The organism is uncultured Sphingomonas sp., assembly GCF_936927845.1.
In the GTDB taxonomy this organism is placed as follows: domain Bacteria; phylum Pseudomonadota; class Alphaproteobacteria; order Sphingomonadales; family Sphingomonadaceae; genus Sphingomonas.
Genome location: NZ_CAKZHV010000060.1, coordinates 122,277 through 148,213, shown reverse-complemented (window position 1 = coordinate 148,213; position 25,937 = coordinate 122,277). Strand labels below are relative to the sequence as shown.

At 67.3% G+C, this 25,937-nt stretch carries 24 protein-coding genes; 8 read left to right on the top strand and 16 right to left on the bottom strand.

Annotated elements, in window-relative coordinates; translation table 11 throughout:
- Positions 1-40 precede the first annotated feature (40 nt).
- From Q0579_RS12575 to Q0579_RS12560, 4 genes are all read left to right on the top strand, one after another.
- Positions 41-268, top strand: a complete 228-nt coding sequence (locus tag Q0579_RS12575; RefSeq protein WP_019515901.1) for a F0F1 ATP synthase subunit C — start codon at positions 41-43, stop codon at positions 266-268.
- 60 nt (positions 269-328) lie between these two features.
- On the top strand, positions 329-823 hold the full coding sequence (locus Q0579_RS12570) for an ATPase (protein WP_298812848.1): 495 nt from the start codon (positions 329-331) through the stop codon (positions 821-823).
- Positions 816-1,451, top strand: coding sequence for a hypothetical protein (locus tag Q0579_RS12565; protein ID WP_298812846.1), 636 nt, complete (start codon positions 816-818; stop codon positions 1,449-1,451). Before Q0579_RS12570 ends, Q0579_RS12565 begins: the two co-directional genes overlap by 8 nt.
- Before the next feature lie 165 nt (positions 1,452-1,616).
- Entirely contained in the window at positions 1,617-1,997 is a 381-nt protein-coding gene (locus Q0579_RS12560; protein ID WP_298812843.1) for a JAB domain-containing protein, read from the top strand.
- On the opposite strand, the gene Q0579_RS12555 is transcribed toward Q0579_RS12560, so the two are convergent.
- The gene (locus Q0579_RS12555; RefSeq protein ID WP_298813164.1) at positions 1,989-2,675 is read right to left on the bottom strand and encodes a class I SAM-dependent methyltransferase; all 687 of its coding nucleotides are present in this window, start codon (positions 2,673-2,675) and stop codon (positions 1,989-1,991) included. The genes Q0579_RS12560 and Q0579_RS12555 overlap by 9 nt on opposite strands.
- Before the next feature lie 47 nt (positions 2,676-2,722).
- Positions 2,723-3,850: a peptide chain release factor 2 gene (gene prfB / locus Q0579_RS12550; protein ID WP_298813163.1), complete on the bottom strand. Its 1,128-nt coding sequence runs from the start codon at positions 3,848-3,850 to the stop codon at positions 2,723-2,725.
- Between the two features lie 249 nt (positions 3,851-4,099).
- Between prfB and Q0579_RS12545 the strand changes: the two genes are divergently transcribed.
- Positions 4,100-4,270 (top strand): hypothetical protein, encoded by a 171-nt coding sequence (locus Q0579_RS12545; RefSeq protein ID WP_298812841.1) that lies wholly within the window; start codon positions 4,100-4,102, stop codon positions 4,268-4,270.
- Positions 4,271-4,313: 43 nt separating this feature from the next.
- Here the strand turns inward: Q0579_RS12545 and Q0579_RS12540 are convergent, their stop codons facing one another.
- Positions 4,314-6,809: a transglycosylase domain-containing protein gene (locus tag Q0579_RS12540; protein WP_298813161.1), complete on the bottom strand. Its 2,496-nt coding sequence runs from the start codon at positions 6,807-6,809 to the stop codon at positions 4,314-4,316.
- 112 nt (positions 6,810-6,921) lie between these two features.
- Positions 6,922-8,166, bottom strand: a complete 1,245-nt coding sequence (locus tag Q0579_RS12535; RefSeq protein ID WP_298812838.1) for an N-acetylmuramoyl-L-alanine amidase — start codon at positions 8,164-8,166, stop codon at positions 6,922-6,924.
- 472 nt (positions 8,167-8,638) lie between these two features.
- Between Q0579_RS12535 and Q0579_RS12530 the strand changes: the two genes are divergently transcribed.
- The 3 genes from Q0579_RS12530 (at position 8,639) to Q0579_RS12520 (ending at position 13,689) form a co-directional block, all read left to right on the top strand.
- A complete protein-coding gene (locus Q0579_RS12530) occupies positions 8,639-11,470 on the top strand; it encodes a ribonuclease E/G (protein WP_298813159.1) in 2,832 nt (943 codons plus the stop codon).
- A 159-nt stretch (positions 11,471-11,629) separates the two neighbouring features.
- The gene (locus Q0579_RS12525; RefSeq protein WP_298813157.1) at positions 11,630-12,973 is read left to right on the top strand and encodes a M48 family metalloprotease; all 1,344 of its coding nucleotides are present in this window, start codon (positions 11,630-11,632) and stop codon (positions 12,971-12,973) included.
- Positions 12,970-13,689, top strand: coding sequence for a DsbA family protein (locus Q0579_RS12520; protein WP_298812835.1), 720 nt, complete (start codon positions 12,970-12,972; stop codon positions 13,687-13,689). The genes Q0579_RS12525 and Q0579_RS12520 overlap by 4 nt, the downstream gene beginning before the upstream one ends.
- 97 nt (positions 13,690-13,786) lie before the next feature.
- Here Q0579_RS12520 and Q0579_RS12515 read toward each other — a convergent pair whose 3' ends face one another.
- The 12 genes from Q0579_RS12515 to Q0579_RS12460 form a co-directional block, all read right to left on the bottom strand.
- On the bottom strand, positions 13,787-14,086 hold the full coding sequence (locus Q0579_RS12515; RefSeq protein WP_298812833.1) for a GCN5-related N-acetyltransferase: 300 nt from the start codon (positions 14,084-14,086) through the stop codon (positions 13,787-13,789).
- Positions 14,083-14,289, bottom strand: coding sequence for a molybdopterin-binding protein (locus Q0579_RS12510; RefSeq protein ID WP_298812829.1), 207 nt, complete (start codon positions 14,287-14,289; stop codon positions 14,083-14,085). Before Q0579_RS12510 ends, Q0579_RS12515 begins: the two co-directional genes overlap by 4 nt.
- A gap of 98 nt (positions 14,290-14,387) precedes the next feature.
- Positions 14,388-14,618, bottom strand: coding sequence for a hypothetical protein (locus Q0579_RS12505; protein ID WP_298812826.1), 231 nt, complete (start codon positions 14,616-14,618; stop codon positions 14,388-14,390).
- Positions 14,619-14,766: 148 nt separating this feature from the next.
- Complete coding sequence (lpdA, locus tag Q0579_RS12500; protein ID WP_298812823.1) at positions 14,767-16,158, bottom strand: dihydrolipoyl dehydrogenase; 1,392 nt, start codon at positions 16,156-16,158, stop codon at positions 14,767-14,769.
- 112 nt (positions 16,159-16,270) lie between these two features.
- Positions 16,271-17,557 (bottom strand): 2-oxoglutarate dehydrogenase complex dihydrolipoyllysine-residue succinyltransferase, encoded by a 1,287-nt coding sequence (gene odhB / locus Q0579_RS12495; protein ID WP_298812820.1) that lies wholly within the window; start codon positions 17,555-17,557, stop codon positions 16,271-16,273.
- A 26-nt stretch (positions 17,558-17,583) separates the two neighbouring features.
- Positions 17,584-20,550: a 2-oxoglutarate dehydrogenase E1 component gene (locus tag Q0579_RS12490; protein ID WP_298812817.1), complete on the bottom strand. Its 2,967-nt coding sequence runs from the start codon at positions 20,548-20,550 to the stop codon at positions 17,584-17,586.
- 137 nt (positions 20,551-20,687) lie between these two features.
- Positions 20,688-21,572 carry a succinate--CoA ligase subunit alpha gene (gene sucD / locus Q0579_RS12485; RefSeq protein WP_298812814.1) on the bottom strand — a complete coding sequence of 295 codons (885 nt, stop codon included), beginning with the start codon at positions 21,570-21,572 and terminating at the stop codon, positions 20,688-20,690.
- Between the two features lie 23 nt (positions 21,573-21,595).
- Complete coding sequence (gene mdh, locus Q0579_RS12480) at positions 21,596-22,558, bottom strand: malate dehydrogenase (protein WP_298812811.1); 963 nt, start codon at positions 22,556-22,558, stop codon at positions 21,596-21,598.
- A 123-nt stretch (positions 22,559-22,681) separates the two neighbouring features.
- Entirely contained in the window at positions 22,682-23,776 is a 1,095-nt protein-coding gene (gene zapE, locus Q0579_RS12475) for a cell division protein ZapE (protein WP_298812809.1), read from the bottom strand.
- The gene (locus Q0579_RS12470) at positions 23,776-24,249 is read right to left on the bottom strand and encodes a PaaI family thioesterase (protein ID WP_298812806.1); all 474 of its coding nucleotides are present in this window, start codon (positions 24,247-24,249) and stop codon (positions 23,776-23,778) included. The genes zapE and Q0579_RS12470 overlap by 1 nt, the downstream gene beginning before the upstream one ends.
- Positions 24,250-24,344: 95 nt before the next feature.
- Positions 24,345-25,127 (bottom strand): succinate dehydrogenase iron-sulfur subunit, encoded by a 783-nt coding sequence (locus Q0579_RS12465; RefSeq protein ID WP_298812803.1) that lies wholly within the window; start codon positions 25,125-25,127, stop codon positions 24,345-24,347.
- Between the two features lie 183 nt (positions 25,128-25,310).
- The gene (locus tag Q0579_RS12460) at positions 25,311-25,904 is read right to left on the bottom strand and encodes an ATP-dependent Clp protease proteolytic subunit (RefSeq protein WP_298812799.1); all 594 of its coding nucleotides are present in this window, start codon (positions 25,902-25,904) and stop codon (positions 25,311-25,313) included.
- Positions 25,905-25,937 lie beyond the last annotated feature (33 nt).

Genomic DNA, 25,937 nt, shown 5'->3' with positions numbered 1-25,937 from the left:
TCCGATCCACCACCACGAATTGAACTGGGAGTATATCAAAATGGACGCAAACGCCGCCAAGCTGCTCGGTGCCGGTCTCGCCGCAATCGGCATGGGCATCGCCGCCCTGGGCGTGGGCAACGTGTTCGCTGCCTTCCTCGAGGGTGCGCTGCGCAACCCGGGTGCGGCCGACGGTCAGCAGGGTCGTCTGTTCATCGGCTTCGCGGGTGCCGAGCTTCTCGGTCTGCTCGCCTTCGTGACGATGATCATCCTGGTGTTCGTCGCCTGATTACCCGATCCGCCGCGTGGGTCGCAGGACGCTCGCGGCGGGTATGATTAACGGACCGCCATGCCTCAAATCAGTCAGATCGCCGCAACCTACGCGTCCCAGATCTTCTGGCTGCTCATCACCTTCGGCATCCTGTATTTCGGGATCGGCAAGATGATGGTGCCCAGGGTCACGGGCGTGATGGATCTGCGCGAGCGTCAGATCGCCGACGACCTCGCCGCCGCCGAGCGCACCCGCGCCGAGGCGACGTCGACGGAAGCCGCGTGGCAGTCGGACATGGAGGCGGCGCGCGCCACCGCGCAGGCCGAGGTCGCTGCGGCAAAGCAGCGCGCGACGCAGGCGAGCGAGGCGCAACTGCACGCGGTCGACGAACAGTTGAACGAGCGGGTCGCGCACCACGATCTCGCGATCGGCAACGCCAAGGCCGCCGCCATGGTCAAGGTGCAGGACATCGCTGCCGAGACGGTGCAGGAACTCGTCGCCAAGGTGGCGGGCATGACCGTCTCGCCCGACGTCGCGCACGCCGCGGTTCGCCAGGAGCTGCACAATGTCTAACGCTTCCGCAGCGCCCGCGGTCGACAATCTCTCGGAGGCGACGCACGAGCAATCGTTGCAGACCGCCGACATGCAGAACGGCAGCGGGCTCGTCGGCAACGTGTCCGAGCCCGGCGGGGCCGAGCATGTCGCGGCGCCCACCGCGCTCGGCTTCAACGACACCGGTTGGGTCGGCCTCGCCGCATTGGTCGTGCTGATCGCGGCGGTGATCTGGAAGGTGCCGGCGACGATCGGCGCGATGCTCGACAAGCGTATCGGTGAGATCCGTCGCCAGCTCGACGAGGCAGCACAGCTTCGCCGCGAGGCGGAGGCGCTGCGCGACGAATATGCCGCGCGCGCGCGCTCGGCCGAGGCCGATGCCGCGCAGATGCGTGAGAATGCGCATCACGAAGCCGCGCAGATCGTCGCCAAGGCCAAGGCCGATACCGAGGCGCTGATGGAGCGTCGCACACGCATGGCGGAGGACAAGATCGCCGCCGCCGAGCGCGCCGCGCTGGACGAGGTTCGCGCCACCGTCGTGGCTGCCGCGACCGCTGCCGCCGGCCGTGTCATCGCTGAGCAGCACAATGCCGAGGCGGACCGCGCGCTCGTCAACAGCGCGATCCAGCGGGTCGGCCGCTTCAACTGAACGATCGTCCGACGACATCAAAAAGGGCCGCGATGCAGCAGCGTCGCGGCCCTTCTCGTTTGAGCGCTATCCCTGCGAAGCGCACTACGCAAATTACGTAGTTCGCGCTTCATGTCGGAGCCGACTGGCTGTGGCAATAATGCTGTCTCATCCTAGCATCGCGTCATGTCCGATCGGCCTCGCGACGACGCCCATGTCCTGCCGCCGCTGTTTCAGTCGCTCGGGCGATTGACGCGCGAGGTCGCGGTCACGCTGTATCTCGGCGCGGGCCACGCGCAGCTTGGCGCGCGCCATTTCATGTCCGACCGGCGCGAGAGCGTCGACGTGTCACTGCGGCTGATCGTGTCGGACGTGCTCGCGCTCGACGCGCGCCACGTGCTGCTCGCGCACAATCACCCGCGCGGCGATCCGATGCCCAGTCGCGAGGATCTGAACCTTACCCGACGTCTGTTCGCGACACTCGATACGATCGGTGTGCGGTTGATCGACCATTACATCGTCGCGCCGGGTGGTTGGACGAGCTTTCGCGAACGCGGTTTATTGTGACGCGATCCGGCACGGCTTGATCGCGGCCGGCTCGGGCCGCGCGCCGACCGGCTGGAACGTAGCGAGATAGCCGCCGGCGGAGGGCATGTTGTCGAAGCTGACCTGTTGGTAGCCGACGGCTTCGAACTCGCAGCGCAGGAGCGCAGGGGGGGTGCCGTGGTTCTGCGTCGATCGATTGGCATCGACCACCACAACCAATCCGTCGCTGCGCAGTGACGGACGCATCCGCCACAGGAATTCATAGGGTTGCGCGATCTCGTGATACATGTGGACCATCAGCACGCGGTCGAAGCTGTTGGCGGGCAGCCGCGGATCGGCCGGGCGGCCCAGGCGTACGCTGACGTTCTCCAGTCGCTGTCGCGCCACACGCTCGGCCAGCGCGTCGCGCGTCGCGGGCATGATATCCTCTGCCAGCACGCGCCCGTCCTCGCCGACGCGTGCGGCGAGGCGGATGGTGTAATATCCCTCGCCCGCGCCGATGTCGGCGACCGTCATGCCCGGCTTGATCCGTGCACCGTCCATCACCGCGCCGGCCTCGTTCAACCGGTCGCGCTCTTCCTCGTTCGACCAGCGCGCCGAGACGATGTTGGCGACCGGGCGATCGGCGGCGGGGAACGGGCCGGGCTGTTTGGTCGAATGCTTGATCAGCGGCTGCGAGCCGTCGCACGCGACGAGCATGCCCGCGGCGCTCAGCAGCACGGCTGCGACGAAGGCGCGCTCAGGCGTCAATCGACATCCTCCACCTCGACCTTCTCGCCGGTCACGCGCTGCGACAAGGCCGCGGCCATGAAATCGTCGAGCGCACCGTCGAGTACGTCACCGGGCGAGGTCGAAGTCACGCCGGTGCGCAGGTCCTTCACCAGCTGATATGGTTGCAGCACGTAGGAGCGGATCTGGTGACCCCAGCCGATGTCGGTCTTGGTGGCGTTGACCGCATTCGCTTCTTCCTCGCGCTTGCGCAGTTCGTGCTCATAGAGGCGCGCGCGAAGCTGGTTGTACGCCTCGGCCTTGTTCTTGTGCTGGCTGCGCTGGTTCTGGCACGCGACGACGATGCCGGTCGGCAAGTGCGTGATGCGCACCGCGGAGTCGGTCGTGTTGATGTGCTGACCACCCGCACCCGACGCGCGATAGGTGTCGATCCGCAACTCGCTGTCGTTGATCTCGATATCGATCGAATCGTCGATCACCGGGTACACCCACACTGAGGAGAAGCTGGTGTGGCGGCGCGCGGAGCTGTCGTACGGGCTGATGCGGACGAGGCGGTGCACTCCGCTCTCGGTCTTGGCATAACCGTAGGCGTTCTCACCCTTGAGCAGCAGCGTCGCCGATTTGATCCCGGCCTGTTCGCCGGCGTGATAGTCGATCAGCTCGACCTTCATGCCACGACGCTCGGCCCAGCGCGTGTACATGCGTTGCAGCATCTCGGCCCAGTCCTGGCTTTCCGTGCCGCCGGCGCCCGCGTTGATCTCGACGTAGCTGTCATTGGCGTCGGCCTCTCCGGCGAGCAGCGCCTTGATCTTGTCCGCCTGCGCGCGCTGGGCGAGCGTCTTTAGCGCCTGCGTGCCCTCGTCCGCCATCTCGGCGTCGCCCTCGGCTTCCGCCATTTCGATCAGTTCGGCGGTGTCGGACAGTTCGCGCTCGATATCGCGGGTGGCGGTGATCGCTTCGTCGAGCCGGCGCCGCTCACGCATTACGTCCTGCGCGGCCTTGGGATTTTCCCACAAGGTCGGGTCCTCGACGCGCGCGTTGAGCTCGTCGAGACGACGGAGCGCGCGATCCCAGTCGAGGAAGCGACGCAGCAGCGCCAGCGCCTCGTTGATGGTGTCGGCATGGGCTTGCGCTTCGGCGCGCATATTCTGTTCTCCAAACGCTTCGGTGCCGGCGTTGCGCGTGTCGAAGCCGCTCCGGCGACCCGCCGGACGACGGATCAACAATCATCGTGCGATCTAGGCCGCGCGCCGGCAAACGGCAACGGGGTCAGGCTGTGCGTTCCACCGATTGCGCGGCGTCGGTTCCGGCGGCGTTAACCGCTTTTCCTTCCAACGGCGCAGTGTTGCAATCTTCTGCAATACCACGCCCGATCACGCGTGATACCGGGCACCATGCCCTATCGTGCAGGCCTGGAAGAAGCGAAACAGAAGCTGGCGTCGTTGGAGCAGGCGCGACAGCGATCGGGCGCGAATGGCGAAAGCTCGCACTATGCGTTGGCGCGCGATCGGCTGATCGAGCAGATCGACCTGTTCGAGCGGCTGACCGGCAACAAGCAGCCCTGATCAGCGGCAGCGGGTCGGCAGCGCGCAGCCCGCAGCCCGCCGGTCAGTAAATGCCGCCTTGCTGCTGCAGGAACTCGCTGTCGCGCGGTGCTGGCTGCGCGCTGGGCGCAGCACGCGGGGTCGCGACCGTCGGCGCGGCGGCGGGGGCATAGCGGCGCGGGCGACGCGCCTCGCTTTGCGGCTTGAACGCTTCCCAGATCACCCCGGCCTTGGGATCGTCGTCGCTCGGCCAGGGACCGAACACCGGGCGACCCGACGCGCGATCGATGCGGACCAGCCGGATGCCGGGCGGCGCGCGGAAGGCGAGCACGGGCAGATTCTCGAACGCCTTGGTTGCGAACTGTTTGAAGATCGGCACCGCCAGCGTCCCGCCTTGCGCGTAGCCGCCCAGGCCGCGGGGCGTATCGTAGCCGATGTACAAGCCACCCACCATCTGCGGCGTCCCGCCGATGAACCACACGTCGGTCGGACCGGTGTTGGTCCCGGTCTTTCCGAAGATCGGGCGACCGAGATCGCGCAGCGCGGTCGCGGTGCCGCGCTGGATCACGCCTTCGGTGATATGGACCATCTGATACGCGCTCATCGCGTCGAGCACCTGGCGGCCGCGCGTCACCGGTCGAGGCATCGGGCGGCCGTTCCACCGCGCCATGTTGCATCCGTCGCAGGCGCGCCAATTGGCCGGCCAGACGACTTGCCCGTGGCGGTCCTGCACGAAGTCGATCAGCGATGGATCGTGCCAGCGCCCCTGATTGGCGAGCACGCCGTAAGCATTGACCATCCGCTCCACCGTCGTCTCGCCCGCACCGAGCGAGTAGCTGAGATAGGGCGAATAGTCGCCGATCTGCATCTGCTTCATCAACCCGACAACGTTCTTCATGCCGGTCTGCGCCGCCGCGCGCACCGTCATCAGGTTGCGTGATTGCTCGATGCCCCAGCGCATCGTGTGCGGGCCGGCACCGCGCGAGTTGCCGAAGTTGCGGAAACATTTCTGCCCCAGCCGCGCGCCCTGGTAGACGCAGAACGGGCCGTCGACGATGATTGACGCGGGCGTCATGCCGTGTTCCAGCGCGGCGGAATAGACGATCGGCTTGATCGTCGATCCCGGCTGGCGATAGGCCTGGGTCGCGCGATTGAAGGCCTGCACGCTCGCGTCGAACCCGCCCTGCATCGCCAGAATGCGGCCGGTCGCGGGCTCCTGCACCACGAACCCGCCGGAGATGCGCGGCACGCTGCGCAGCGAGAAGCTGCTGCCCGACGGAGCGACCGCGATCACGTCGCCGACCTTGATCCGTCCGAACGCCGGCGTGCCCGTTCCGCGCGCGGGCGTCTGCGCGGCGCTACGCGGCAGCGTGCCGGTGCGGCCATCGGCGAACCCCAGCGACAAGGCGCCGCTGTCGCGCGCGGTGACGATCGCGGCGTGCCAATCCTTGTAGTCGAGCATGATGTTGGTGCCGATCAGTACGCCCTGCCACTGATCCGGGTCGTCGAGATCGACGTGGGTCAATGGCCCGGACCAGCCGCGTCCGCTCTCGTAGCGGAGCAGCCCGTCGCGCAGCGCTTCCGCGGCATAGCGCTGCACCTGCGGATCGAGCGAGGTGCGCACCCACAGGCCGCCGGAGTAGACGCTGTAGGGCCCCGACTGCGCATTCTCACCGAATCTGTCGATCAGTTGACGGCGGACTTCCTCGACGAAATAGCCGCCCACGCGCTCGAACTTGGGCGCGCGGCGTCGGATCGCACCGATCGGCTCGGCATTCGCGGCACTCGCCTGCGCGGCTGTCACGAAGCCGTTGCGCGCCATTTCACGCAGCACGTAGTTGCGCCGCTCCAGCGCCCGCTCGGTATTGCGGAACGGGTCGTAATTGGCAGGGCCTTTGGGCAGGATTGCCAGATAAGCCATTTGCGCGAGCGTGAGTTCGGGCAATTCCTTGTCGAAATAGGCGTGGCTCGCGGCCTCGACGCCGTACGCGTTGCGACCCAAGAAGATCTGATTGAGGTAGAGCTCCAGGATCTGCTGCTTGGTCAGCGTCTGCTCGATGCGGTACGCGAGGATCGCCTCGCGCACCTTGCGCGTCGGCGAATATTCGTTGCCGATCAGCAGGTTCTTCGCGACCTGCTGCGTGATGGTCGAGCCGCCGCGCGCGCGCTGCCCGGTGCCGAACTTGCTCGCGTAATCGACCACTGCTCCGGCCAGGCCGGGAAAATCGACGCCGTGATGCTCGAAAAAGGTCTTGTCCTCCGCGGCCAGGAACGCGCGGATGAGAAGCGGGGGATATTCGGCGAACGACAGCTGGACGCGCCGCTCGCGCGCGTAGGAATAGATCGGCGCACCATCGATGCCGCGCACGTTGGTCGGCAGCGGCGGCTCATAGGCCTTGAGCTTCTCGACCGAGGGGAGGTCGCGCGCGAAGATCAGCCAGAATGCGGCGAGCGCGACCAAGAGCAGTGCGACCAGCGCCGCGAACCAGCGCACCAGCCGGCGGCGCCACAAGCCGCCGAGTGCGCCGCCGGCGCGCCCGATGCGCTGCCCGATCGTCATCTTTTCCGGTGGGGAAGAAGCCATATGGCCTGCGCGTTTAGCACGTTCCGCGCCGCGCGAAAGCGCTGCGGCCCGGTGCGCCGGTCACGCCGGCCGCTCGGCATAGCGCGTTTCAGCGCAGCGCGAGGCGGCGCGCGAAGTAGATCTCGACCGCGCGCCGCACGCTTTCCGCCACGTTGGCGCGTCCTTCGCTGCTGGCGAGGAATGCCGAGTCGTTGCTGTTGGAGATATAGCCCGCCTCCAGCAGGATCGAAGGCGTGTCGGGCGCCTTCAGCACCATGAGCGACGCCATGCGGTGGAAGTTGGGCTTGATCGCCATCAGCGGCTGCGCCTCACGACCGAGCAGGCGTGCGAACCCCGCCGACGCGTTCATCGTCTCGCGCTGCGTCAGGTCGATCAGGATCGATGACACGTCGGGATTGCGGTCGAGGTCGACGCCGTTGATGATGTCGACCTTGTTCTCGCGCGCGGCCAGTCGCGCAGCTTCCTTGTCGCTGGCGACCTCGGACAAGGTGTAGGCGGTTGCACCGGATGCCTCAGTCGACAGCGCGCTGTCGCAGTGGATCGAGATGAACAGGTCGGCCTTCAACTTGCGCGCGACGCCGTAGCGTTCGCGCAGCACCAGAAAGCGGTCGTCGTCGCGGGTCAGCGCGACGCGCACGCGGCCCGATTTGAGCAGGGCGTCGCGGACCGCGAGCGCCATCTTCAGCGTCAGATCCTTTTCGCGCAATTCGCCATCGGGCGAGATCGAGCCCGGGTCGTGTCCGCCGTGGCCGGCGTCGATCACGACGAGCGGCCGGCTGGCATCACCGCGGACGCGCGGCATCGGCAACGCTTGCCGGGCCGGCGGCACCGCTTGCGACACGGTGTATGCCGCGGGGCGCACCGCGGGCAGCGCGCGCCCAGTCCAGTTGAGTGGCGCGCGCGCGCTCGCGGCGGCGAACTGCTGCGCCGCGACCGGGCGCAGGCGCAGCGTCAGTTCGCGACCGCCATCGTCGAACCCACCGTGTTCCACGATCATCGGTTGGGAGAGGTCGAGCACGACGCGCGCGCCGTCCGCCCCGCGCACGCCCTGGCGCACGGCGGTGATCGCACCGTCGCGCTCGCCGTTGCCGGGCCCTGGACGCGCGCCATCGATATCGACCGCGATCCGCTGCGGCTCGGCGAGCAGGAAACTGGAGGCAGCGGCGACCGCGTCGTCGAACCGGATGACGACCTTGTCGTCGGACACGTCGATCCGCTCCACGGTGGCGGCCCAGCCGGGCGCCCCGGCAAACACGCCCAACAACAACGCGAGCACGATCGACACGCGGCCGCCATGCCGCGAAAGTCGTTTGCCCGTCCAGCGAAAAGCCATGCTACGCAACCCTTTGACCAGGAACATCGGAGTAGCCGGCGGGTCTCAAGTCTGCGTTGCGCAGCGGGGTTAACGCGCCGTTCGGCACGATTTGCCGGCAAGATCCTGCCGCGCGGCTGCAAGAACCGGCAGTTGATGACTGACTTAACCAATGCTAGCAGTCGTGCGACCGGAGTAGTGCACGCGCACGTCAAGCTCCGGTGCCACTGTCCGCCCGGCCTTCTGCCGGTGCCGGGCCATCAGGTTGACGTCCGCATGTTGCATCCCGCCCGTTCGCTGTTCCGCCCGGCCTCTGCCGGCGGAGCGGGCGCGGCGTTTCCCGGCCATCAGGCGCCCGGGGCTGCAGCGCGGACGAAGGCGATTTCTGCAACATCGTGCGCGCCCGCGCTCCCGCGGCGCGCAACCCATTATCGCGCGGGCGCACCGCTAGCCGGACGGCCCAGCGCGCGGAGAACAATCAATGACCACGCGTATGCTGATCGACGCACGCCACCGGGAGGAAACCCGGGTCGCCGTCGTCAAGGGTAACCGGATCGAGGAATTCGATTTCGAAAGCGCCGAGCGCAAGCAGCTCAAGGGGAACATCTATCTTGCCAAGGTGACGCGCGTCGAGCCGTCGCTGCAGGCGGCGTTCATCGATTACGGCGGCAACCGCCACGGCTTCCTGGCCTTCTCGGAAATCCACCCGGACTATTATCAGATCCCCAAGGAGGACCGCGACGCGCTGCTGCGCGAGGAAGCGGAGCACGCCGCGGAAGAAGCCAAGCTGCGTGCCGAACTCGACGCCGAAGACGTGACGTTCGACGACGATGACGACGCGCATCACGACGACGACGTGCATGATCACGACGACGACCACGCGGACGACGACCACGCCGACGATGACGATGCGCACGACGATCACGTCGACGAGGCGGGCGGCGACGGTGATGCCGAGGCGAACGGCGACGGCTCGGGTGGCCGCCGCCGCAAGGGCCGGCGCTCGAACGGCGACGACCAGGTCGAGGCGCTGCGCCAGCGCCGCATGAACCTGCGCCGCCGCTACAAGATCCAGGACGTGATCCGCCGCCGCCAGGTGCTGCTGGTGCAGGTCGTGAAAGAGGAGCGCGGCAACAAGGGCGCGGCGTTGACGACCTATCTCAGCCTCGCCGGGCGTTACTGCGTGCTGATGCCCAACACGTCTCACGGCGGCGGGATCAGCCGCAAGATTTCGAACGCGGGCGATCGCAAGCGGTTGAAGGCGATCATGGCGGACCTGGAGCTGCCGTCGTCGATGGGCTGCATCGTGCGCACCGCCGGGCTGCAGCGCACCAAGACCGAGATCAAGCGCGACTTCGATTACCTCGCGCGCCTGTGGGACGAGATCCGCGACAAGACGCTATCGTCATCGGCGCCCGCGCTCGTGTACGGCGACAGCGACCTGATGAAGCGCGCGATCCGCGACATCTACAACAAGGACATCGACGAGGTGATCGTCGAGGGCGACGAGGGTTATCGTCAGGCCAAGGACTTCATGCGCCTGCTGATGCCGACGCATGCCAAGAAGGTGAAGCATTACAGTGACCCGGTGCCGCTCTACCAGCGCGCGGGTGTCGAGGATCAGCTCGCCGCGATGTACCATCCGGTGGTGCAGCTGAAGTCGGGCGGCTACCTCGTCATCAACCCGACCGAAGCGCTCGTCTCGATCGACATCAACTCGGGCCGCTCGACGCGCGAGCACAATATCGAGCAGACCGCGACCGCGACCAACCTGGAGGCCGCGCAGGAAATCGCGCGCCAGCTGCGTCTGCGCGACATGGCGGGCCTCGTCGTGATCGACTTCATCGACATGGATCACGGATCGAACGTCCGTAAGGTCGAGAAGGCGATGAAGGAGGCGCTCAAGAACGATCGTGCGCGCATCCAGGTCGGCCGCATCTCGTCGTTCGGCCTCATGGAGATGAGCCGGCAGCGGCTGCGCACCGGCGTGCTCGAGGCGTCGACGCGCCAGTGCCCGCATTGCGAGGGCACGGGTCTGGTGCGCACCGCCTCGTCGGCCGGCCTGTCCGCACTACGCCTGATCGAGGACGAAGCGGCGCGCGGGCGCGGCTCGCACCTGACGCTCCGGTGCAGCCAGGAAGCGGCGTTCTACGTGCTTAACCGCAAGCGCGGCGACATCGCCGAGATCGAGGATCGCTACGGCGTGCAGGTCGACATTCTCGCCGACGGTGAGGAGGAAGGCGCGCGCATGTCGGTCGAGGCCGCCGGTCCGCCGCCTGCCTATGCGCCCAAGTTCGACGCCCCGATGATCGAGGTCGAGGAAGACGTCGAGGACGAGTACGAGGTCGAGGAAGAGGAAGCGGTCGAGGAAGACGCGCCCGCCGAGCGCGAGGAGCGCGAGCGTGACCGTGACCGTGACGCCGGGGACCGCGAGGGTGGTCGCCGCCGTCGCCGTCGTCGCGGGCGTCGCAACCGCGCGCGCGGTGAGGGTGACGAGGCGCAGGCCGACGAGGCCGGTGTCGACGAGGTCGAGGCCGACGACATCGAGTCGGACCGGGCTGGGCCGAACGAGGCTGACGCCGATGAGGCGGGTGACGCGATCGTGTCCGACGAGGGCGCGAACAACGATGAGGCGGCGGGTGAGGCGCCCGCGGGTAACGGCCGTCGCCGCCGTCGCAACCGCCGCGGTCGTCGTCGCGACGGGCAGGGCGCTGTCGCAGGCGAGGAGGCGAGCACGGAGGCCGCCGGCGAGGCAGAGCTGCCGAGCGTGTTGGCGAGCGAGGAGGCGCAACCTGCCGACATCGACGCCGAGCCGGTCGCCGAAGCGGCAGCCGAGCAGCCGGTAGCGGAGGAGCCCGCGTCTGAGCCCGCGCCCAAGCCCAAGACGCGTCGCCGTCCGCGCGCGCGTGCGGCCAAGGCTGCGCCGGAGACGCCGGCCGTCGTCGAGGAGGAGCCGGTCGCCGAAGTGCCCGCAGAGGCCGAAGCTCCGGCCAAGCCGAAGCGCACGCGGCGCAAGAAGGCGGACGCGCCGACGGTTGAAGCCGGCGATGCCGCGCCCGTGACCGACGGCCTGCCCGCGCCCGACAGCGCCGAGGCGGAGCCTGAGCCGGCGCCCGCCAAGCCGAAGCGTACCCGCCGCAAGAAGGCCGACGCTGCGCCCGCGGAGCCGGTCGCGGCCGAGCCCGCCGCGTCGGAACCGGCCGAGACACCGGCCGCGGCTGAGCCGGCGGCGGACGCCGCGCCGACGAGTGACGAGGGCGAGGCTGTGGCAGACACGGAAACGACGCCGCGTCGCGGTTGGTGGCAGCGGACGTTCGGCAACTGACCGCGGTGACATCGCCCGGACGCTTCAGCGGTGGTTCAGCGCCACCGCGGCAAGCATCCGGGCGATGCGCTGCTATGCTCCCGCGCCGTTCGGCGCTACGGTGACGCTCATGCGTCTGCCCCTGTCCCCGGTGTCGACCCGCGCGAGCGCTGCGCGGTGATCCGCCGCATCATCGCCTTGGTCGCGGGCGCCGCGATGCTCGCTGCCGTTCCGGCTCAGGCGCAGTCGCTGCTGCGCGACGCCGAGACCGAGGCGCTGTTCCACGACATGTCCGCGCCCATCGTGACCGCGGCCGGACTGCGGCCAAGCGACGTGCAGTTCGCGCTGGTCAACGACGGATCGATCAACGCCTTCGTCGTCGGAGGGCAGACGGTCTACATCCATTCCGGGCTGATCGAGGCCGCCGACAATGTGAACCAGGTCCAGGGCGTGATCGCGCACGAACTGGGGCACATCGCCGACGGCCATGTCGCCAACGCCGATGCGGGGCAGAAACCAGCGATGGCGATGTACCTGCTGTCGATGGTGCTCGGTCTCGCGACGGCGGCGGCAGGCGGCGGTGCCGCGGGGATGGGCGTGATGGCGGCGGGGCAGCAGGCCGCGATGGGCCATTATCTTGCCTTCACGCGGACGCAGGAAGCAACCGCGGACGCGAGCGCGATCAAATATCTGAAGACCGCGGGCATCTCGGCAAAGGGGATGCTCACCTTCTTCAAGACATTGCAGCAGCAGGAATATCGCTACGGGCTCGGCAACATCGACCCGTTCATGCAGTCGCACCCGCTGTCCGGCACGCGCATCGCGACGCTGGAAGGCGACGTGAAGGAATCGCCCTTCTACGACAAGCCGATCGACCCGCAGTTGCAGGAGCGGTTCCGCCGCGTGAAGGCAAAGCTGCTCGGCTACGTCGCCGATCCCAAGCGGACGCTCAACGAATATCCCGACACCGATCAGTCGATCTACGCGCATTACGCGCGCGCCTACGCCTATCACAAGGCGGGCTACCCCGATCGGGCCGATGCCGAGGCCGCGGCGCTGATCAAGGCCAAGCCCGACGATCCGTATTTCCAGGAAATTGTCGGGCAGATCATGCTGGAGGCGGGGCGGCCGAAGGACGCACTGGTCCCCTTGCGCGCCGCCTTCGAGGGGACGCGCAGCAACCCGTTGATCGGCACCACCTACGGCCACGCGCTGATCGCGACGGAGAACCCGGCCAATTACGACGAGGCGAAGCGCGTGCTGCGCGTCGCGGTGCAGCGCGACGATGAAAACCCCTTCGCGTGGTTCCAGCTCGGCACGGTGTACGAGCGCACCGGCGACGAGGCGCGTGCGGCCCTTGCCGGCGCGGAGCAGGCGAGCCTGACCGGTGACACGCGGACCGCCGCAGTGCGCGCGCGCATGGCGATGGCGGGACTGCCGAAGAATACGCCCGACTGGATCAGGGCACAGGACATTTCGATGACGTCGCAGGACGTGATCGACAAGGGCAAGAAGCGCAAATGAACCGGGCGACATTGTTGGGCATGGTGGCGCTCGGCGCGGCATTTGGCGCGGGCGGCATGTTCCTCGCCGATCGCCTGGCGCCGGGCGATCTGGGAAGCGCGGACAAGGCGCGGGTCGAGCGCGTCGTGCGCGATTACGTGCTCGCCAACCCTGACCTTATCCCGCAGGCGATGCAGAAGCTGCAGGAACGCGACACCGCGCGCGCCGTGGCGGCGAGCCGCGGCGCGATCCAGGAGCCGTACGCGGGGGCGTGGATCGGCAATCCCAAGGGCGACGTGACGCTGGTCGAATATTACGACTATAATTGCGGCTTCTGCCGCGCGACGTTGCCGGTGTTGCAGAAGCTGGTCGATCAGGACCGGAACCTGCGCATCGTCTTCAAGGAACTGCCGGTGCTGTCGGCGGAAAGCCGCGTCGCGGCGCGCGCGGCCCTTGCCGCGGCCAAGCAGAACAGGTTCAAGCCGTTCCATGACGCGCTCTACGCCGCCGGGCCGGTCAGCGACGCCACCATCGCCGCGGCGGGGCGTGCCTCCGGCGTGAACGTCGCCGCGATCCCGGATGATGCCGACGCGACGATCCGGGACAATCTGGAAACCGCGGCCAAGCTCGGCATCACGGGGACACCGAGCTGGGTGGTCGGCGATCAGGTGCTGACCGGCGCGCTGCCGATCGACCAATTGCAATCCGCCATCGCACGCGCCCGCGCGACAGGGTGAGGGCAGGCTCCATTTACGGGTTCCGAACCGCGGGCGTGAAGGGAAACCCGAAAGCGTGGCGGCGGACCGGACCGCGGCGTCTGATCGATATCAGCGCTCAGCGCGCGACCTTGCCCCGCCACGCCAGCGACTGACGATTGAGCGCCGCCAGATCGGCGCTGCCGGCGATCACCGCCTCGCCCAGATCGATGGCGCGCGCGAGCACCGCCGCATCGGCGTGGCGATAGGCGGGTCGCCTGGGTATTGCGTCGTACCACACGCCGCCGACCGCGGTGTCGAGCAGGATGCGCTGGAAACAGTGATCGCTCCGCACCGGCCAGCTGCGCGCGGCGGCGAGCGCGGGCATCGTCTCGCGCGTCAGCGTCAGCCAGCGCCGTTCCAGCGCATCGCGCGTCACTTGCCGATCAGGACGTCGCTCGCCTTCACCAGCACCGTTACCTGATCGCCGACCAAAAGGCCGAGCTCGCCGATCGCTTCCTCGGTGATCGAGGAGGTGACGATGTTGCCGCCGCCGATGTCGACCTTGATCGTGCCATTGACCGCGCCCGGATTGATCGCGGTGATCGTGCCCGGGAATTGATTGCGCGCGCTGATCTTCATGTTCGAATGTCTCCGACGCGGAGCTAGGGCGGTCGCGTCGGAGATCGTCATGCTACGCGCCCGAGGGGCAGGCAAGGGAGCAGCCGCCCCGTCGCGCGTCAGCCGCGATGCGGTTGCGCCTGCGCCGCCTGCTTGCGCGCGGCGACCTTGGCGCGGTGATGGCCGACCGCGCAGCCGATCGCGGCACCCGCGACCGCGTGGCCCTTACCGACGAAATGCCCGCCGACCCCGCCGACCGCCGCGCCCTTCAGACACCCCTTCGCCTCGGCGGGCGCGGTGGCGAGCGTGGCGGAGGTGGCGAGGGCCAGAATGATCGCTGTGTGCTTCACGGTTACTCTCCTTATCGAAGGAGATCGATCTGCGCTTCCCGCGCCGTCACGGCGGTGGCGGCGGCGTTAAACTTCGGTCACCCCGAACGGAAAGCGGCGGCGGCGCATCGCTGCACCACCGCCGCCCGTGTGATCGCGCGGATGCCGATCAGATGTGGATCGGCTTGCCCGTCACCGCCATCGCGGCTTCCTTGATCGCTTCCGAATGCGTCGGGTGCGCGTGGCAGGTGTAGGCGATGTCCTCGCTCGTCGCGCCGAACTCCATCGCCTGCGCGGCCTGCGCGATCATCGTGCCTGCGACCGAGGCGATCGCCCAGACACCGACGACGCGGTCGGTCTTCGCATCCGCGATGATCTTCACGAAGCCGTCGGGCTCGTGGTTGGTCTTCGCGCGGCTGTTCGCCATCATTGGGAACTTGCCGACCTTTACCTCTCCCTGCTCGCGCGCCAGCTCCTCGGTCAGCCCGACGCCCGCGATCTCGGGCCAGGTGTAGACGACCGAGGGGATGATCGCGTGGTTCACGATGCCGTGCTGGCCCGCGATGTTCTCCGCCACCGCGATCCCCTCGTCCTCGGCCTTGTGCGCGAGCATCGGGCCCGGGATCACGTCGCCGATTGCCCATACGCCGTCGACCGACGTGCGGAAATCATGGTCGGTTTCGACCTGCCCGCGATTGTTGGGCGACAGCCCGATCTTGTCGAGCGCGAGGCCGTCGGTGTTCGCGCGGCGACCGATCGAGACGAGCACGCAGTCGGCGGTCAGCGTCGTCGCCTCACCGCCCGCGGCAGGCTCCAGCGTCAGCGTCGCGGTGGTGCCGTCCGAGGTGATGCCGGTCACCTTGGTGCCGAGCTTGAACTCGATCCCCTGCTTCTTGAAGATCTTGTTCGATTCCTTGCGGATGTCGCCGTCGAAGCCGGGCAGGATCTGGTCGAGGAACTCGACGCAGGTGACCTTGGCGCCCAGGCGCCGCCACACGCTGCCGAGCTCGAGGCCGATCACCCCGCCGCCGATCACCACCATATGCTCGGGCACCTTGGGCAACTCGAGCGCGCCGGTCGAATCGACGATCACCTTCTGGTCGATCTCGACACCCGGCAGCGGCGTAACGGTCGAACCGGTCGCGATGACGATGTTCTTCGCGGTCACGCGCTCGCCCGCGACGGTGACGGTGTGCGCGTCCTCGAACGCGGCGCGGCCCTTCAGCCACGTCACCTTGTTCTTCTTGAACAGGAACTCGATGCCGCCGGTCAACTGCTTCACCGCGTCGCGGCGCTGCCCGTGCATCGCTTCCAGGTCGAGTTCGGGCGTCACCTTGATGCCCATCTTCGCCATGGCGCCGTTCGCCGCGGCGTCGAAATATTCGGATGCGTGAAGGAGCGCCTTCGACGGGATGCAGCCGACGTTGAGGCAGGTACCGCCGAGCGTCTCGCGGCTTTCCGCGCACGCGGTCTTGAGCCCGAGCTGCGCGGCGCGGATCGCGGCAACGTAGCCGCCGGGGCCGGCGCCGATCACCAGCACGTCATAGTCGTATTCAGCCATCGTACTTCTCCCGGACATCAGGCCAGCGCGCGGGCCGGCATCTCGCGCGGCAGGAGCGATGCGCTCCCCAGGCACGAGACCCCGGCCGCAACCGGGGTGACGCTTGATATGATTACAGGTCGATCAGGATGCGAGTCGGATCCTCGATCGCGTTCTTCAAGGCGACGAGGAACGTCACCGCCTCGCGTCCGTCGATCAGGCGGTGGTCGTAGGAGAGTGCCAGATACATCATCGGGCGCACCACGACTTGGCCGTTCACCACCACCGGGCGATCCTCGATGCGGTGGAGGCCCAGCACCGCAGACTGCGGCGGGTTGATGATCGGGGTCGACATCAGCGAGCCGAACACGCCGCCGTTCGAGATCGTGAACGTGCCGCCACGCATCTCGTCCATCTTGAGCGTGCCGTCCTTGGCGCGGCGGCCGAAGTCGCCGATCGTTTTCTCGATGCCCGCAACCGACAGATCCTGCGCGTCGCGAATGACGGGAACGACCAGGCCGTTCGGCGCAGATACCGCGACCGAGATGTCGGCGTAATCGTGGTAGACGATCTCATCGCCCTCGATCGAGGCGTTGACGGATGGAATGTCTTTCAAGGCCATCGTCGCGGCCTTCACGAAGAAGCCCATGAAGCCCAGGCGCACGCCGTGCTTCTTCTCGAACAGGTCCTTGTACTTGGCGCGCGCCTCGATCACCGCGGTCATGTCGACGTCGTTGAACGTCGTCAGCATCGCGGCGGTGTTCTGCGCTTCCTTTAACCGCTTGGCGATCGTCTGGCGCAGGCGCGTCATCTTGATGCGCTCTTCGCCACGCGAAGACGCACGGCCGGCGGTGGCGGCGCCACCGTCCGCCGACGCGCCTGCGGCGGCGGGGGCGGCGGTCGCCTGGGACTTGGACGAAGCCGCGGCGGCGACGTCTTCCTTGGTCAGGCGGCCGTCCTTGCCGGTGCCCTTGATCGTCGCGGGGTCGACGCCGTGCTCCAGCACCGCGCGGCGTGCCGAGGGGGACAGCGCGGCGGGGCCTTCGCCCGCGACCGGGATCGCGCCGTGGTTGCCGTAGCCGCCGGCGGTCGGCGCAGCGGCGCCCTGATCGTTGTTGGTGGAGGAGGCGGGCGTCTGCGTGACGGCCGGCTGCGGCGCGCTCGACTGCGCGGGCGCGGAGCCGCCCGCGTCGACGGTCGCGAGCAACGCGCCGACCTCGACCGTGTCGCCGACCTTGACCGCGTGCTCGCCCATCACGCCCGCGACCGGCGAGGGAACCTCGACCGAGACCTTGTCGGTCTCAAGGCTCGCGATCGGCTCGTCGGCGGCGACCTTGTCGCCCGGCTGCTTCAGCCACTCGCCGACGGTGGCTTCGGTGATCGATTCGCCCAGCGTGGGCACCAGAACTTCGGTTGCCATTCTATTTTCCTGTCTTGAGCGAAGGGTCAGGCGCCGGCGGTGCCGGCCTTCTTGGTCGTGTCGGCCTCACGGGTCCGGCGGATTTCCTCGCGCACGTTGTGGCCGAGCGCGTCGGCGATCAGCGCACCCTGCTCGGCCTGGTGGCGCTTCATCAGACCCGTCGCGGGCGAGGCAGCGGCGGCGCGGCCGGCGTAGCGCGGACGCTTGACCGGTGAGTTCGCGAGCCCCAGCACTTCCTCGATGAAGGGTTCGACGAAGAACCAGTAGCCGTTGTTGCGCGGCTCTTCCTGCGCCCAGATCACCTCTTCGAGGTTCGGCATCCGCGCAATCCGCTCAACCAGCGACTGCGTGGGGAAGGGGTAGAGCTGCTCGACCCGCACGATCTGCGTGTGCTCGTCACCCGCCGCATCGCGCGCTTCCATCAGGTCGTACGATACCTTGCCGGTGCACAGCACCAGCCGCTTGGTCGCCGCATCCGCGGGTGCCGACGGGTCGGACAGCACGCGGCGGAAATGCGTGTCGCGCTGGAAGTCCGCCGCACTCGACACCGCCAGCTTATGACGCAGCAGCGACTTGGGTGTGAAGACGACCAAGGGCTTGCGGAAATTGCGGTGCATTTGACGGCGCAGCAGGTGGAAATAGTTCGCCGGCGTGGTGCAGTTCGCGACCTGGATGTTGTCGCCGGCGCACGCCTGCAGGAACCGTTCGGGGCGCGCCGAGCTATGCTCGGGACCCTGGCCCTCGTACCCGTGCGGCAGCAGCATCACCAGACCGTTCGCGCGTAGCCACTTGGCCTCACCCGAGGTGATGAACTGATCGATCATGATCTGCGCGCCGTTGACGAAGTCGCCGAACTGCGCCTCCCACAGCACCAGCGTCTTCGGATCGGCGAGCGCGTAGCCGTATTCGAACCCGAGCACGCCATACTCCGACAGCGGGCTGTCCAGCACCTCGAAGCTGCCGTGCTCGACGTTCCACAGCGGCACGTGGCGGTGCTCGTCATTCTGGTCGACCCAGACGGCGTGGCGCTGCGAAAAGGTGCCGCGGCCCGAATCCTGTCCCGACAGGCGGACGCCGTAGCCTTCGGACAAGAGCGAGCCGAACGCCAGCGCCTCGCCGGTCGCCCAGTCGAAGTTCGCACCCGAACGGAACATCTCGCGCTTGGCATCGAGCACGCGCGACAGCGTCTTGTGGACTGCGATCGTGTCCGGGATCGTCGTCAGCAGCCGGCCGATCGCGTCGAACAGCTTGGGCTCGATCCCGGTGTCGACGCTGCGGCGCTGGCTGTCGGCGTCGGCGGGGGCGTGGAGCCCCGACCAGCGACCCGCGAACCAGTCCGCCTTGTTGGGCTTGTAGCTCGCGCCGGCCTCGAACTCGCCTTCGAGCAGCGTCGTGAACTGCTTGACGTTGTCGTCGACCCAGGCCTGATCGACCACGCCTTCCTGCACCAGCCGCTTGGCATAGATGTCGCTGACGCCCGGATGGCTGCGGATCGCCTTGTACATCAGCGGCTGGGTGAAGCCGGGCTCATCGCCCTCGTTGTGGCCGAAGCGGCGATAGCACCACATGTCGATCACGACGTCGCGGTGGAACTTCTGCCGGTATTCGATCGCCATCTTGGTGGCGAAGGTCACCGCCTCGGGATCGTCGCCGTTGACGTGGAAGATCGGCGCCTGGACGCCCTTGGCGACGTCCGACGGATAGGGCGACGACCGCGCGAATTGCGGGCTGGTCGTGAAGCCGATCTGGTTGTTGATGACGAAGTGGACGCAGCCGCCGGTGTTGTAGCCGCGGATGCCCGAGAAGCCGAAACACTCCCACACGATGCCCTGGCCCGCAAAGGCGGCGTCGCCGTGGATCAGCACGGGCAGCGACTTGCAATGGTCGGTCAGGTCGCCCGCGATCGTCTGGATCGCGCGCACCTTGCCGAGCACGACCGGGTCGGCCGCCTCGAGATGCGAGGGGTTGGCAACGAGGCTCATGTGCACCTTGTGACCGTCGAACTCACGGTCGGTCGAGGTGCCGAGGTGGTATTTGACGTCACCCGAGCCGCCGATGTCGTCGGGGTTGGCGCTACCGCCCGCGAATTCGTGGAAGATCACGCGCAGCGGCTTGCCCATGACGTTGGCGAGCACGTTCAGCCGCCCGCGGTGGGCCATGCCGAACACGATCTCGTTGACGCCGGCCGCGCCGCCGTATTTGATCAGACTCTCGAGCGCGGGGATCATGCTCTCGCCGCCGTCGAGCCCGAAACGCTTGGTGCCGACATACTTGCGGCCGAGGAACTTCTCCCACTGCTCGGCCTCGATCACCTTGTTGAGGATCGCCTTCTTGCCCTGGGGCGTGAACTCGATCGCCTTGTCCTTGCCCTCCATGCGGTCTTGCAGGAACCGGCGCTCCTCGACGTCGGCGATGTGCATGTATTCGAGGCCGACGTTGCCGCAGTAGTTGGCGCGCAACGTGTCAACGACCTCGCGCACAGTCGCCCATTCGAGGCCGAGCGTGCCGCCGAGATAGACGGGGCGATCGATGTCGTTGTCGGTGAAGCCGTAATATTCGGTCTTCAGATCCTCGGGCAGCTCACGCAGGCCCGACAGGCCGAGCGGATCGAGGTTGGCGGCGAGATGCCCGCGCACGCGATAGGTGCGCACCAGCATCTGCACGCGGATCGCATCACCCGCGGCGCGGATGATGTCGTCCTTCGACGGGGCAGGAGCCGCGGCGGCAGGCTTCGCGCCACCCTTGGCGGGCTTGGGCGCGGGTTCCATCTGCGTCGGGTCGAGCGCGGCGGTCAGATCGTCGGTGGTGGTGAGCGGCCAGCGCTGGTTGGTCCACGACGGGGTGCTGCTCGCACCCTCCAGCCCTTCGAAAAAGGTACGCCAGCCCGGCTCGACGCTGTCCGGCGCGGATTTGTAGCGGGCGTAGAGCGTGTCGATGAACGCGGGGCTGACGCCGCCGGCGATGTCGCTGAAATCCTGACCTTCGAAGCCCATCACACACCTCATGTCCCGCCCGCGAGAGCGAGGATGGGGCCAGCCACCTCAAAGGCGGCGAGCGGACGAGCGCGGGTGGCCCCAGTTACAAGCGCCCGTCCGTTTTCAACGCTCCGCCCCATGCAGGGCGGCGTACTTCAACCCTTGAGAACTTCCAGCAGCGTCGAGCCGAGCTCGCTGGGCGAGGCTGCGACCTTGATGCCGGCCGCTTCCATCGCCGCAATCTTGCTCTCGGCATCGCCCTTGCCGCCCGACACGATCGCGCCGGCGTGACCCATGCGACGGCCCGGAGGCGCGGTGCGGCCCGCGATGAAACCGGCCATCGGCTTCTTGCGACCGCGCTTCGCCTCATCCTTGAGGAACTGCGCCGCCTGCTCCTCGGCGTCGCCGCCGATCTCGCCGATCATGATGATCGACTCGGTCGCGTCATCGGCGAGGAACAGTTCCAGCACGTCGATGAAGTTGGTGCCGTTGACCGGATCACCGCCGATGCCGACCGCGGTCGTCTGACCGAGCCCTGCGTTCGAGGTCTGGAACACCGCTTCGTAGGTGAGCGTGCCCGAGCGGCTGACGACGCCGACCGAACCCTTGCGGAAGATGTTGCCCGGCATGATGCCGATCTTGCACTCGCCCGGCGTCAGCACGCCCGGGCAGTTCGGGCCGATCAGCCGCGACTTCGAACCCGACAGCGCGCGCTTGACGCGCACCATGTCGAGCACCGGAATACCCTCGGTGATGCAGACGATCAGCGGCACCTCGGCGTCGATCGCCTCCAGGATCGAGTCCGCGGCGAAGGGCGGCGGCACGTACACCGCGCTCGCGGTCGCACCCGTAGCGGCAACGGCCTCGTGCACCGTGTTGTAGATCGGCAGGCCGAGATGCTCGCTGCCGCCCTTGCCCGGCGTGACGCCGCCGACCATCTGCGTGCCGTAATCGAGCGCCGCCTGGGTGTGGAAGCTGCCGGTGTTGCCGGTCATCCCTTGCGTGATGACCTTGGTGTTCTTGTCGACGAGGATGCTCATCGGGGGTCCTTTTCGTCAGCCGTTCAGGCGAGCGTGTTGTCGATGCCGCGGCACGCGGTGAGCAGTTCCTTGACCGCGTCGACCGATACCTGGAGGTTCTGCTTCGCCTCGTCGGACAGCTTGACCTCGACGATCTTCTCGACGCCGCCGGCCCCGATCACAACGGGGACGCCGACGTAGAGGTTGTCGATGCCATACTCACCCGACAGGTTCGCCGCGGCGGGCAGGATGCGCTTCTGATCGTACAGATAGGCTTCCGCCATCGCGATGCCGCTGGTCGCGGGCGCGTAATAGGCAGAACCGGTCTTCAGCAGGGCGACGATCTCGCCGCCGCCGCCGCGCGTGCGCTTCACGATCTCGTCGACCTTCTCCTTGGTGGAGAAACCCATCTCGATCAGGTCGCTGACGGGGATGCCGGACACGGTCGAATATTCGAGCACCGGCACCATCGTGTCGCCGTGGCCGCCGAGCACGAAGGTGTTCACGTCCTTCACCGACACGCCGAACTCGGTCGCGAGGAAGTGCGAGAAGCGCGCCGAGTCGAGCACGCCCGCCATGCCAACGACCTTGTTGTGCGGCAGGCCGGAGAATTCACGCAGCGCCCACACCATCGCGTCGAGCGGGTTGGTGATGCAGATGACGAAGGCGTCGGGGGCGTTGTTCTTGATGCCCTCGCCGACGGCCTTCATCACTTTGAGGTTGATGCCGAGCAGGTCGTCGCGGCTCATGCCTGGCTTGCGCGCGACACCGGCGGTGACGATGATGACGTCCGCGCCCGCGATGTCGGCGTAATCGTTGGTGCCGGTGATCTTGGCATCGAAGCCCTCGACCGGACCGCACTGCGACAGGTCGAGCGCCTTGCCCTGCGGCACGCCTTCGACGACGTCGAAGAGGACGATGTCACCCAGGTTCTTGAGCGCAGCCAGGTGCGCGAGCGTGCCGCCGATGTTGCCGGCGCCGATCAGCGCGATCTTCTTGCGGGCCATTCCATCCCCTCTCGTCGTTACGGTGGATGGGAAGGTCGCCTACGCCCTTTGGCCGTCCGCGACAACCCGCAAAAGCCTAGGAACCAATATAGTAGAGATAACGGTTCGCAATAGCGATTACGCTCAATCCTGGCCGTGACCCTGCGTCAGATACTCCTCGGATCGCATCTCCTCCAACCGGCTGACGGTGCGCTCGAACTCGAAGCGGCCGTCACCCGTCGGGTAGAGCTGGTCCGGTTCGGCGTCGGCGGCGGCGAGCAGCTTGACCTTATACTCGTACAATGCGTCGATCAGGCTGACGAACCGCGCCGCCTCGTTGCGCATGTCCGGCCCGAGCTGCGGGATGCCGACGACGATGACGGTGTGGTAGCGACGCGCGATGCAAAGGTAGTCGGCAGGGCCGCGTGCTTCACCGCACAGCCGCTTGAAGCTGAACACCGCGACGCCTTTAAGCGCCTTGGGCACGTGGAGCGTGCGGCCCTGCACCGACAGCTCCTCGCTCGGCACGTGTTCGCGATCCTCGGGCGGGTAATCGGTCAGGCGGAAGAAGGCGGCGGACAGCTCGGCGGTGGCCTCGGCCCCGTTGGGCACGAGCCAGGTGTCCTGCTGCCCCAGGCGGTCGCGACGGTAATCGACCGGGCCGTTGAGCGCGAGCACGTCGAGCCGCTCGCCGATCAGCGCGATGAAGGGGAGAAAATGCTCGCGGTTGAGCCCGTTGCGGTAAAGGTCGGTCGGCGCGCGGTTGCTGGTGGTGACGATCGTCACGCCGGCCTCGATCATCGCGGTGAACAGCCGCGACAGGATCATCGCATCGGGCGAGTTGGTGACCATCATTTCGTCGAACGCGAGCAGGCGCGCGGTGTCGGCGAGTGCTTGTGCGACGGGCAGGATCGGATCGCCCGCTTCCTTGCGCCGCTCGACAGCGATGCGGCCGTGCACCTCGATCATGAATTCGGCGAAGTGGATGCGGCGTTTGGAGGTGACGTCGACGTGATCGTAGAACAGGTCCATCAGCATCGACTTGCCGCGCCCGACGTCGCCCCACAGATAGACGCCGCGTGCGGGCACCGCACGTTTACGGAAGAAGCCGGTGGTGCGCGGATGTTCGAGCTCGCGGGCGAGTGCGTCGAGCCGGTCGGCGGCGGCGGCCTGCTCGGCATCGGGACGCAGCTCGCCCGCGGCGATCAGCGCGTCATAGGCGGCACGCACTTGTGCCATCAGCCGGCGCTCGGTTTGCGGATCGTGCCGGAGAATTCGGCGACGGTCATCTCCATCTGCACCAGCAGGCCGCGCACGAAGATCAGCCGACGCGTTTCGCGCAATATCTCGACCTGCGCCTCCAGCGGCTCGCCGACGCGGCCGGCGCCGATGAAATGCGTGTTGAGGTCGAGCGTCACCGCCGGTCCGGCCGAAAGCACGCCGAAGCTGCGCAGCGCCGCGAACAGCGCGACGTCGATGAACCCGAGCAGCGCACCGCCGTGGACGTTGTTGCCGAAGTTCGAGTGGCGGTGCTCGGGCCTCATGCGGACGCGGGCGAGTGCGTCCTCCTGCCGGACGATCACGTCACCCAGAAACGAATTGAACCGCGTTTCATCGCGAAAGCGCCAGTGCATCCAGCCGGGATGGTCTGGATGCTCGTCGAAGAGAAAGGCGCGCGAGGGCTCGGCCTCGCTGTGGTCGCTACGATCCATGGTGATCCATTCATGCGGGCTGCGGCGGAAACGTGTTCAGGCACGCGCCGCGGCAGGACCGGCATGAACGGCGAGGGGGGAGGTGTGTCGGCGGATCAGACGATCCGCTCGACCTCCATCTTCTTGATCTCGGCGATCGCCTTGGCGGGCGAGAGACCCTTGGGGCAGACGTTCGCGCAATTCATGATGGTGTGGCAGCGATACAGCCGGAACGGATCCTCCAGCGCGTCGAGCCGCTCGCCCGTCATCTCGTCGCGGCTGTCGGCGAGCCAGCGATACGCCTGGAGCAGGATCGCCGGACCCAGGAACTTGTCCGAATTCCACCAATAGCTCGGGCACGAGGTCGAGCAGCACGCGCACAGGATGCACTCGTACAGACCGTCGAGCTTCGCGCGCTCCTCCGGGCTCTGCAGCCGTTCCTTGCCCGAGGGGGGCGGCGTCACCGTCTGGAGCCACGGTGTGATCGAGGCATATTGCGCGTAGAAGCGCGTGAAATCGGGGACCAGGTCCTTCACCACGTCCATCGCGGGGAGCGGCGTGATCTTCACCTCGCCCTTCACGTCCTCGATCGCGGTGGTGCAGGCAAGGCCGTTGCGCCCGTCGATGTTCATCGAGCACGACCCGCAGATGCCTTCGCGGCACGAGCGGCGGAAGGTGAGCGAGGAGTCCTGCTCACCTTTGATCTTGATCAGCGCGTCGAGCACCATTGGACCGCATTCGTCGAGGTTGACCTCGAACGTGTCGAAGCGCGGGTTCTCACCCGAGTCCGGGTCATAGCGGTAGATCTTGAAGCTGCGCATCTTGCCGCCGGGCTGCGGCGAGGGGTGCTTGGTGCCGCCCTTGATTCGGCTGTTCTTGGGAAGGGTGAACTCGGCCATGCGTCTCGTTCTCGTGTTCGGGCAGGATCGCGGGCGCGCAACACGTCACGATCGCTGTCGGCTCGGATACTCCATCGCGGCATATGCCGCAAACGGGCCCGTGTCGCTCCTAGCGCACGGGCGCCTGCGCTCAAGATATAATGTGCGCAGGCCCCGGCACCAACACCCGAGATGGCCTAGTGGTCAAATGATGTCGAGCACCAAGCCCAGATCGCGCGCCTGGCTCGCCTCGATGTACCAATTGTGCGGCGCCCGCTGTTTCAGTTCCTCCAGCGTGACCTGCGTGCCGCGGACGAGATCGGCGAAGCCCTCGTCCTGGATGCGGATCGAATCCTCGATCTCGTTGAGCTTGGCATTCAACACCGGCGACAGCGCGTTGAGCGGGCCCGACAGCTCGATCGTCGAGTTCATCAGCCGCTCGTGGATCATCAGGCGCGAATTCTTGGTCAGGAAGCGCTTGTCGGCGGGAAAGGCCGACATGAAGGTCGCGCCGGCGGAATAGACTGCGACCTTGCCGAGGAACAGCGCCTCGCGCCCGGTATATTCGCGCAGCAAACGGATCGAATCGCCCATCGCACGCGCCATCTCGGGATCGCCGCCGAGCGTGGTGATCGACACCACCAGCGGTCCGTCGGCGGGCGCGGCGGCGAGCCCGTCGAGGAATTTAGCGTACATCTGATCGTCGACGGTGCCATACAATTGGATGTGCGGGCGTGCGAGCAGGGGATAGTTGTTCGCGTTGCTGGGCGTGGTGGCGGCGGTGCTGGGCTGGTTCATGGCGCGCTTAGCGTCAGGCGCGGTGCAATGTTC

What these genes read in the sequence shown, in the direction of transcription:
- Q0579_RS12465 (WP_298812803.1), bottom strand. Translation starts at nt 25,127, where the DNA reads ATGGCCGAGTTCACCCTTCCCAAGAACAGCCGAATCAAGGGCGGCACC.
- zapE (WP_298812809.1), bottom strand. Translation starts at nt 23,776, where the DNA reads ATGGCACAAGTGCGTGCCGCCTATGACGCGCTGATCGCCGCGGGCGAG.
- Q0579_RS12510 (WP_298812829.1), bottom strand. Translation starts at nt 14,289, where the DNA reads ATGAAGATCAGCGCGCGCAATCAATTCCCGGGCACGATCACCGCGATC.
- odhB (WP_298812820.1), bottom strand. Translation starts at nt 17,557, where the DNA reads ATGGCAACCGAAGTTCTGGTGCCCACGCTGGGCGAATCGATCACCGAA.
- Q0579_RS12570 (WP_298812848.1), top strand. Translation starts at nt 329, where the DNA reads ATGCCTCAAATCAGTCAGATCGCCGCAACCTACGCGTCCCAGATCTTC.
- prfB (WP_298813163.1), bottom strand. Translation starts at nt 3,850, where the DNA reads ATGCGCGCCGAAGCGCAAGCCCATGCCGACACCATCAACGAGGCGCTG.
- Q0579_RS12520 (WP_298812835.1), top strand. Translation starts at nt 12,970, where the DNA reads ATGAACCGGGCGACATTGTTGGGCATGGTGGCGCTCGGCGCGGCATTT.
- Q0579_RS12490 (WP_298812817.1), bottom strand. Translation starts at nt 20,550, where the DNA reads ATGGGCTTCGAAGGTCAGGATTTCAGCGACATCGCCGGCGGCGTCAGC.
- Q0579_RS12535 (WP_298812838.1), bottom strand. Translation starts at nt 8,166, where the DNA reads ATGGCTTTTCGCTGGACGGGCAAACGACTTTCGCGGCATGGCGGCCGC.
- lpdA (WP_298812823.1), bottom strand. Translation starts at nt 16,158, where the DNA reads ATGGCTGAATACGACTATGACGTGCTGGTGATCGGCGCCGGCCCCGGC.
- Q0579_RS12530 (WP_298813159.1), top strand. Translation starts at nt 8,639, where the DNA reads ATGCTGATCGACGCACGCCACCGGGAGGAAACCCGGGTCGCCGTCGTC.
- Q0579_RS12545 (WP_298812841.1), top strand. Translation starts at nt 4,100, where the DNA reads ATGCCCTATCGTGCAGGCCTGGAAGAAGCGAAACAGAAGCTGGCGTCG.
- mdh (WP_298812811.1), bottom strand. Translation starts at nt 22,558, where the DNA reads ATGGCCCGCAAGAAGATCGCGCTGATCGGCGCCGGCAACATCGGCGGC.
- sucD (WP_298812814.1), bottom strand. Translation starts at nt 21,572, where the DNA reads ATGAGCATCCTCGTCGACAAGAACACCAAGGTCATCACGCAAGGGATG.
- Q0579_RS12565 (WP_298812846.1), top strand. Translation starts at nt 816, where the DNA reads ATGTCTAACGCTTCCGCAGCGCCCGCGGTCGACAATCTCTCGGAGGCG.
- Q0579_RS12555 (WP_298813164.1), bottom strand. Translation starts at nt 2,675, where the DNA reads ATGCTCGTCGCGTGCGACGGCTCGCAGCCGCTGATCAAGCATTCGACC.
- Q0579_RS12540 (WP_298813161.1), bottom strand. Translation starts at nt 6,809, where the DNA reads ATGACGATCGGGCAGCGCATCGGGCGCGCCGGCGGCGCACTCGGCGGC.
- Q0579_RS12470 (WP_298812806.1), bottom strand. Translation starts at nt 24,249, where the DNA reads ATGGATCGTAGCGACCACAGCGAGGCCGAGCCCTCGCGCGCCTTTCTC.
- Q0579_RS12460 (WP_298812799.1), bottom strand. Translation starts at nt 25,904, where the DNA reads ATGAACCAGCCCAGCACCGCCGCCACCACGCCCAGCAACGCGAACAAC.
- Q0579_RS12560 (WP_298812843.1), top strand. Translation starts at nt 1,617, where the DNA reads ATGTCCGATCGGCCTCGCGACGACGCCCATGTCCTGCCGCCGCTGTTT.
- Q0579_RS12575 (WP_019515901.1), top strand. Translation starts at nt 41, where the DNA reads ATGGACGCAAACGCCGCCAAGCTGCTCGGTGCCGGTCTCGCCGCAATC.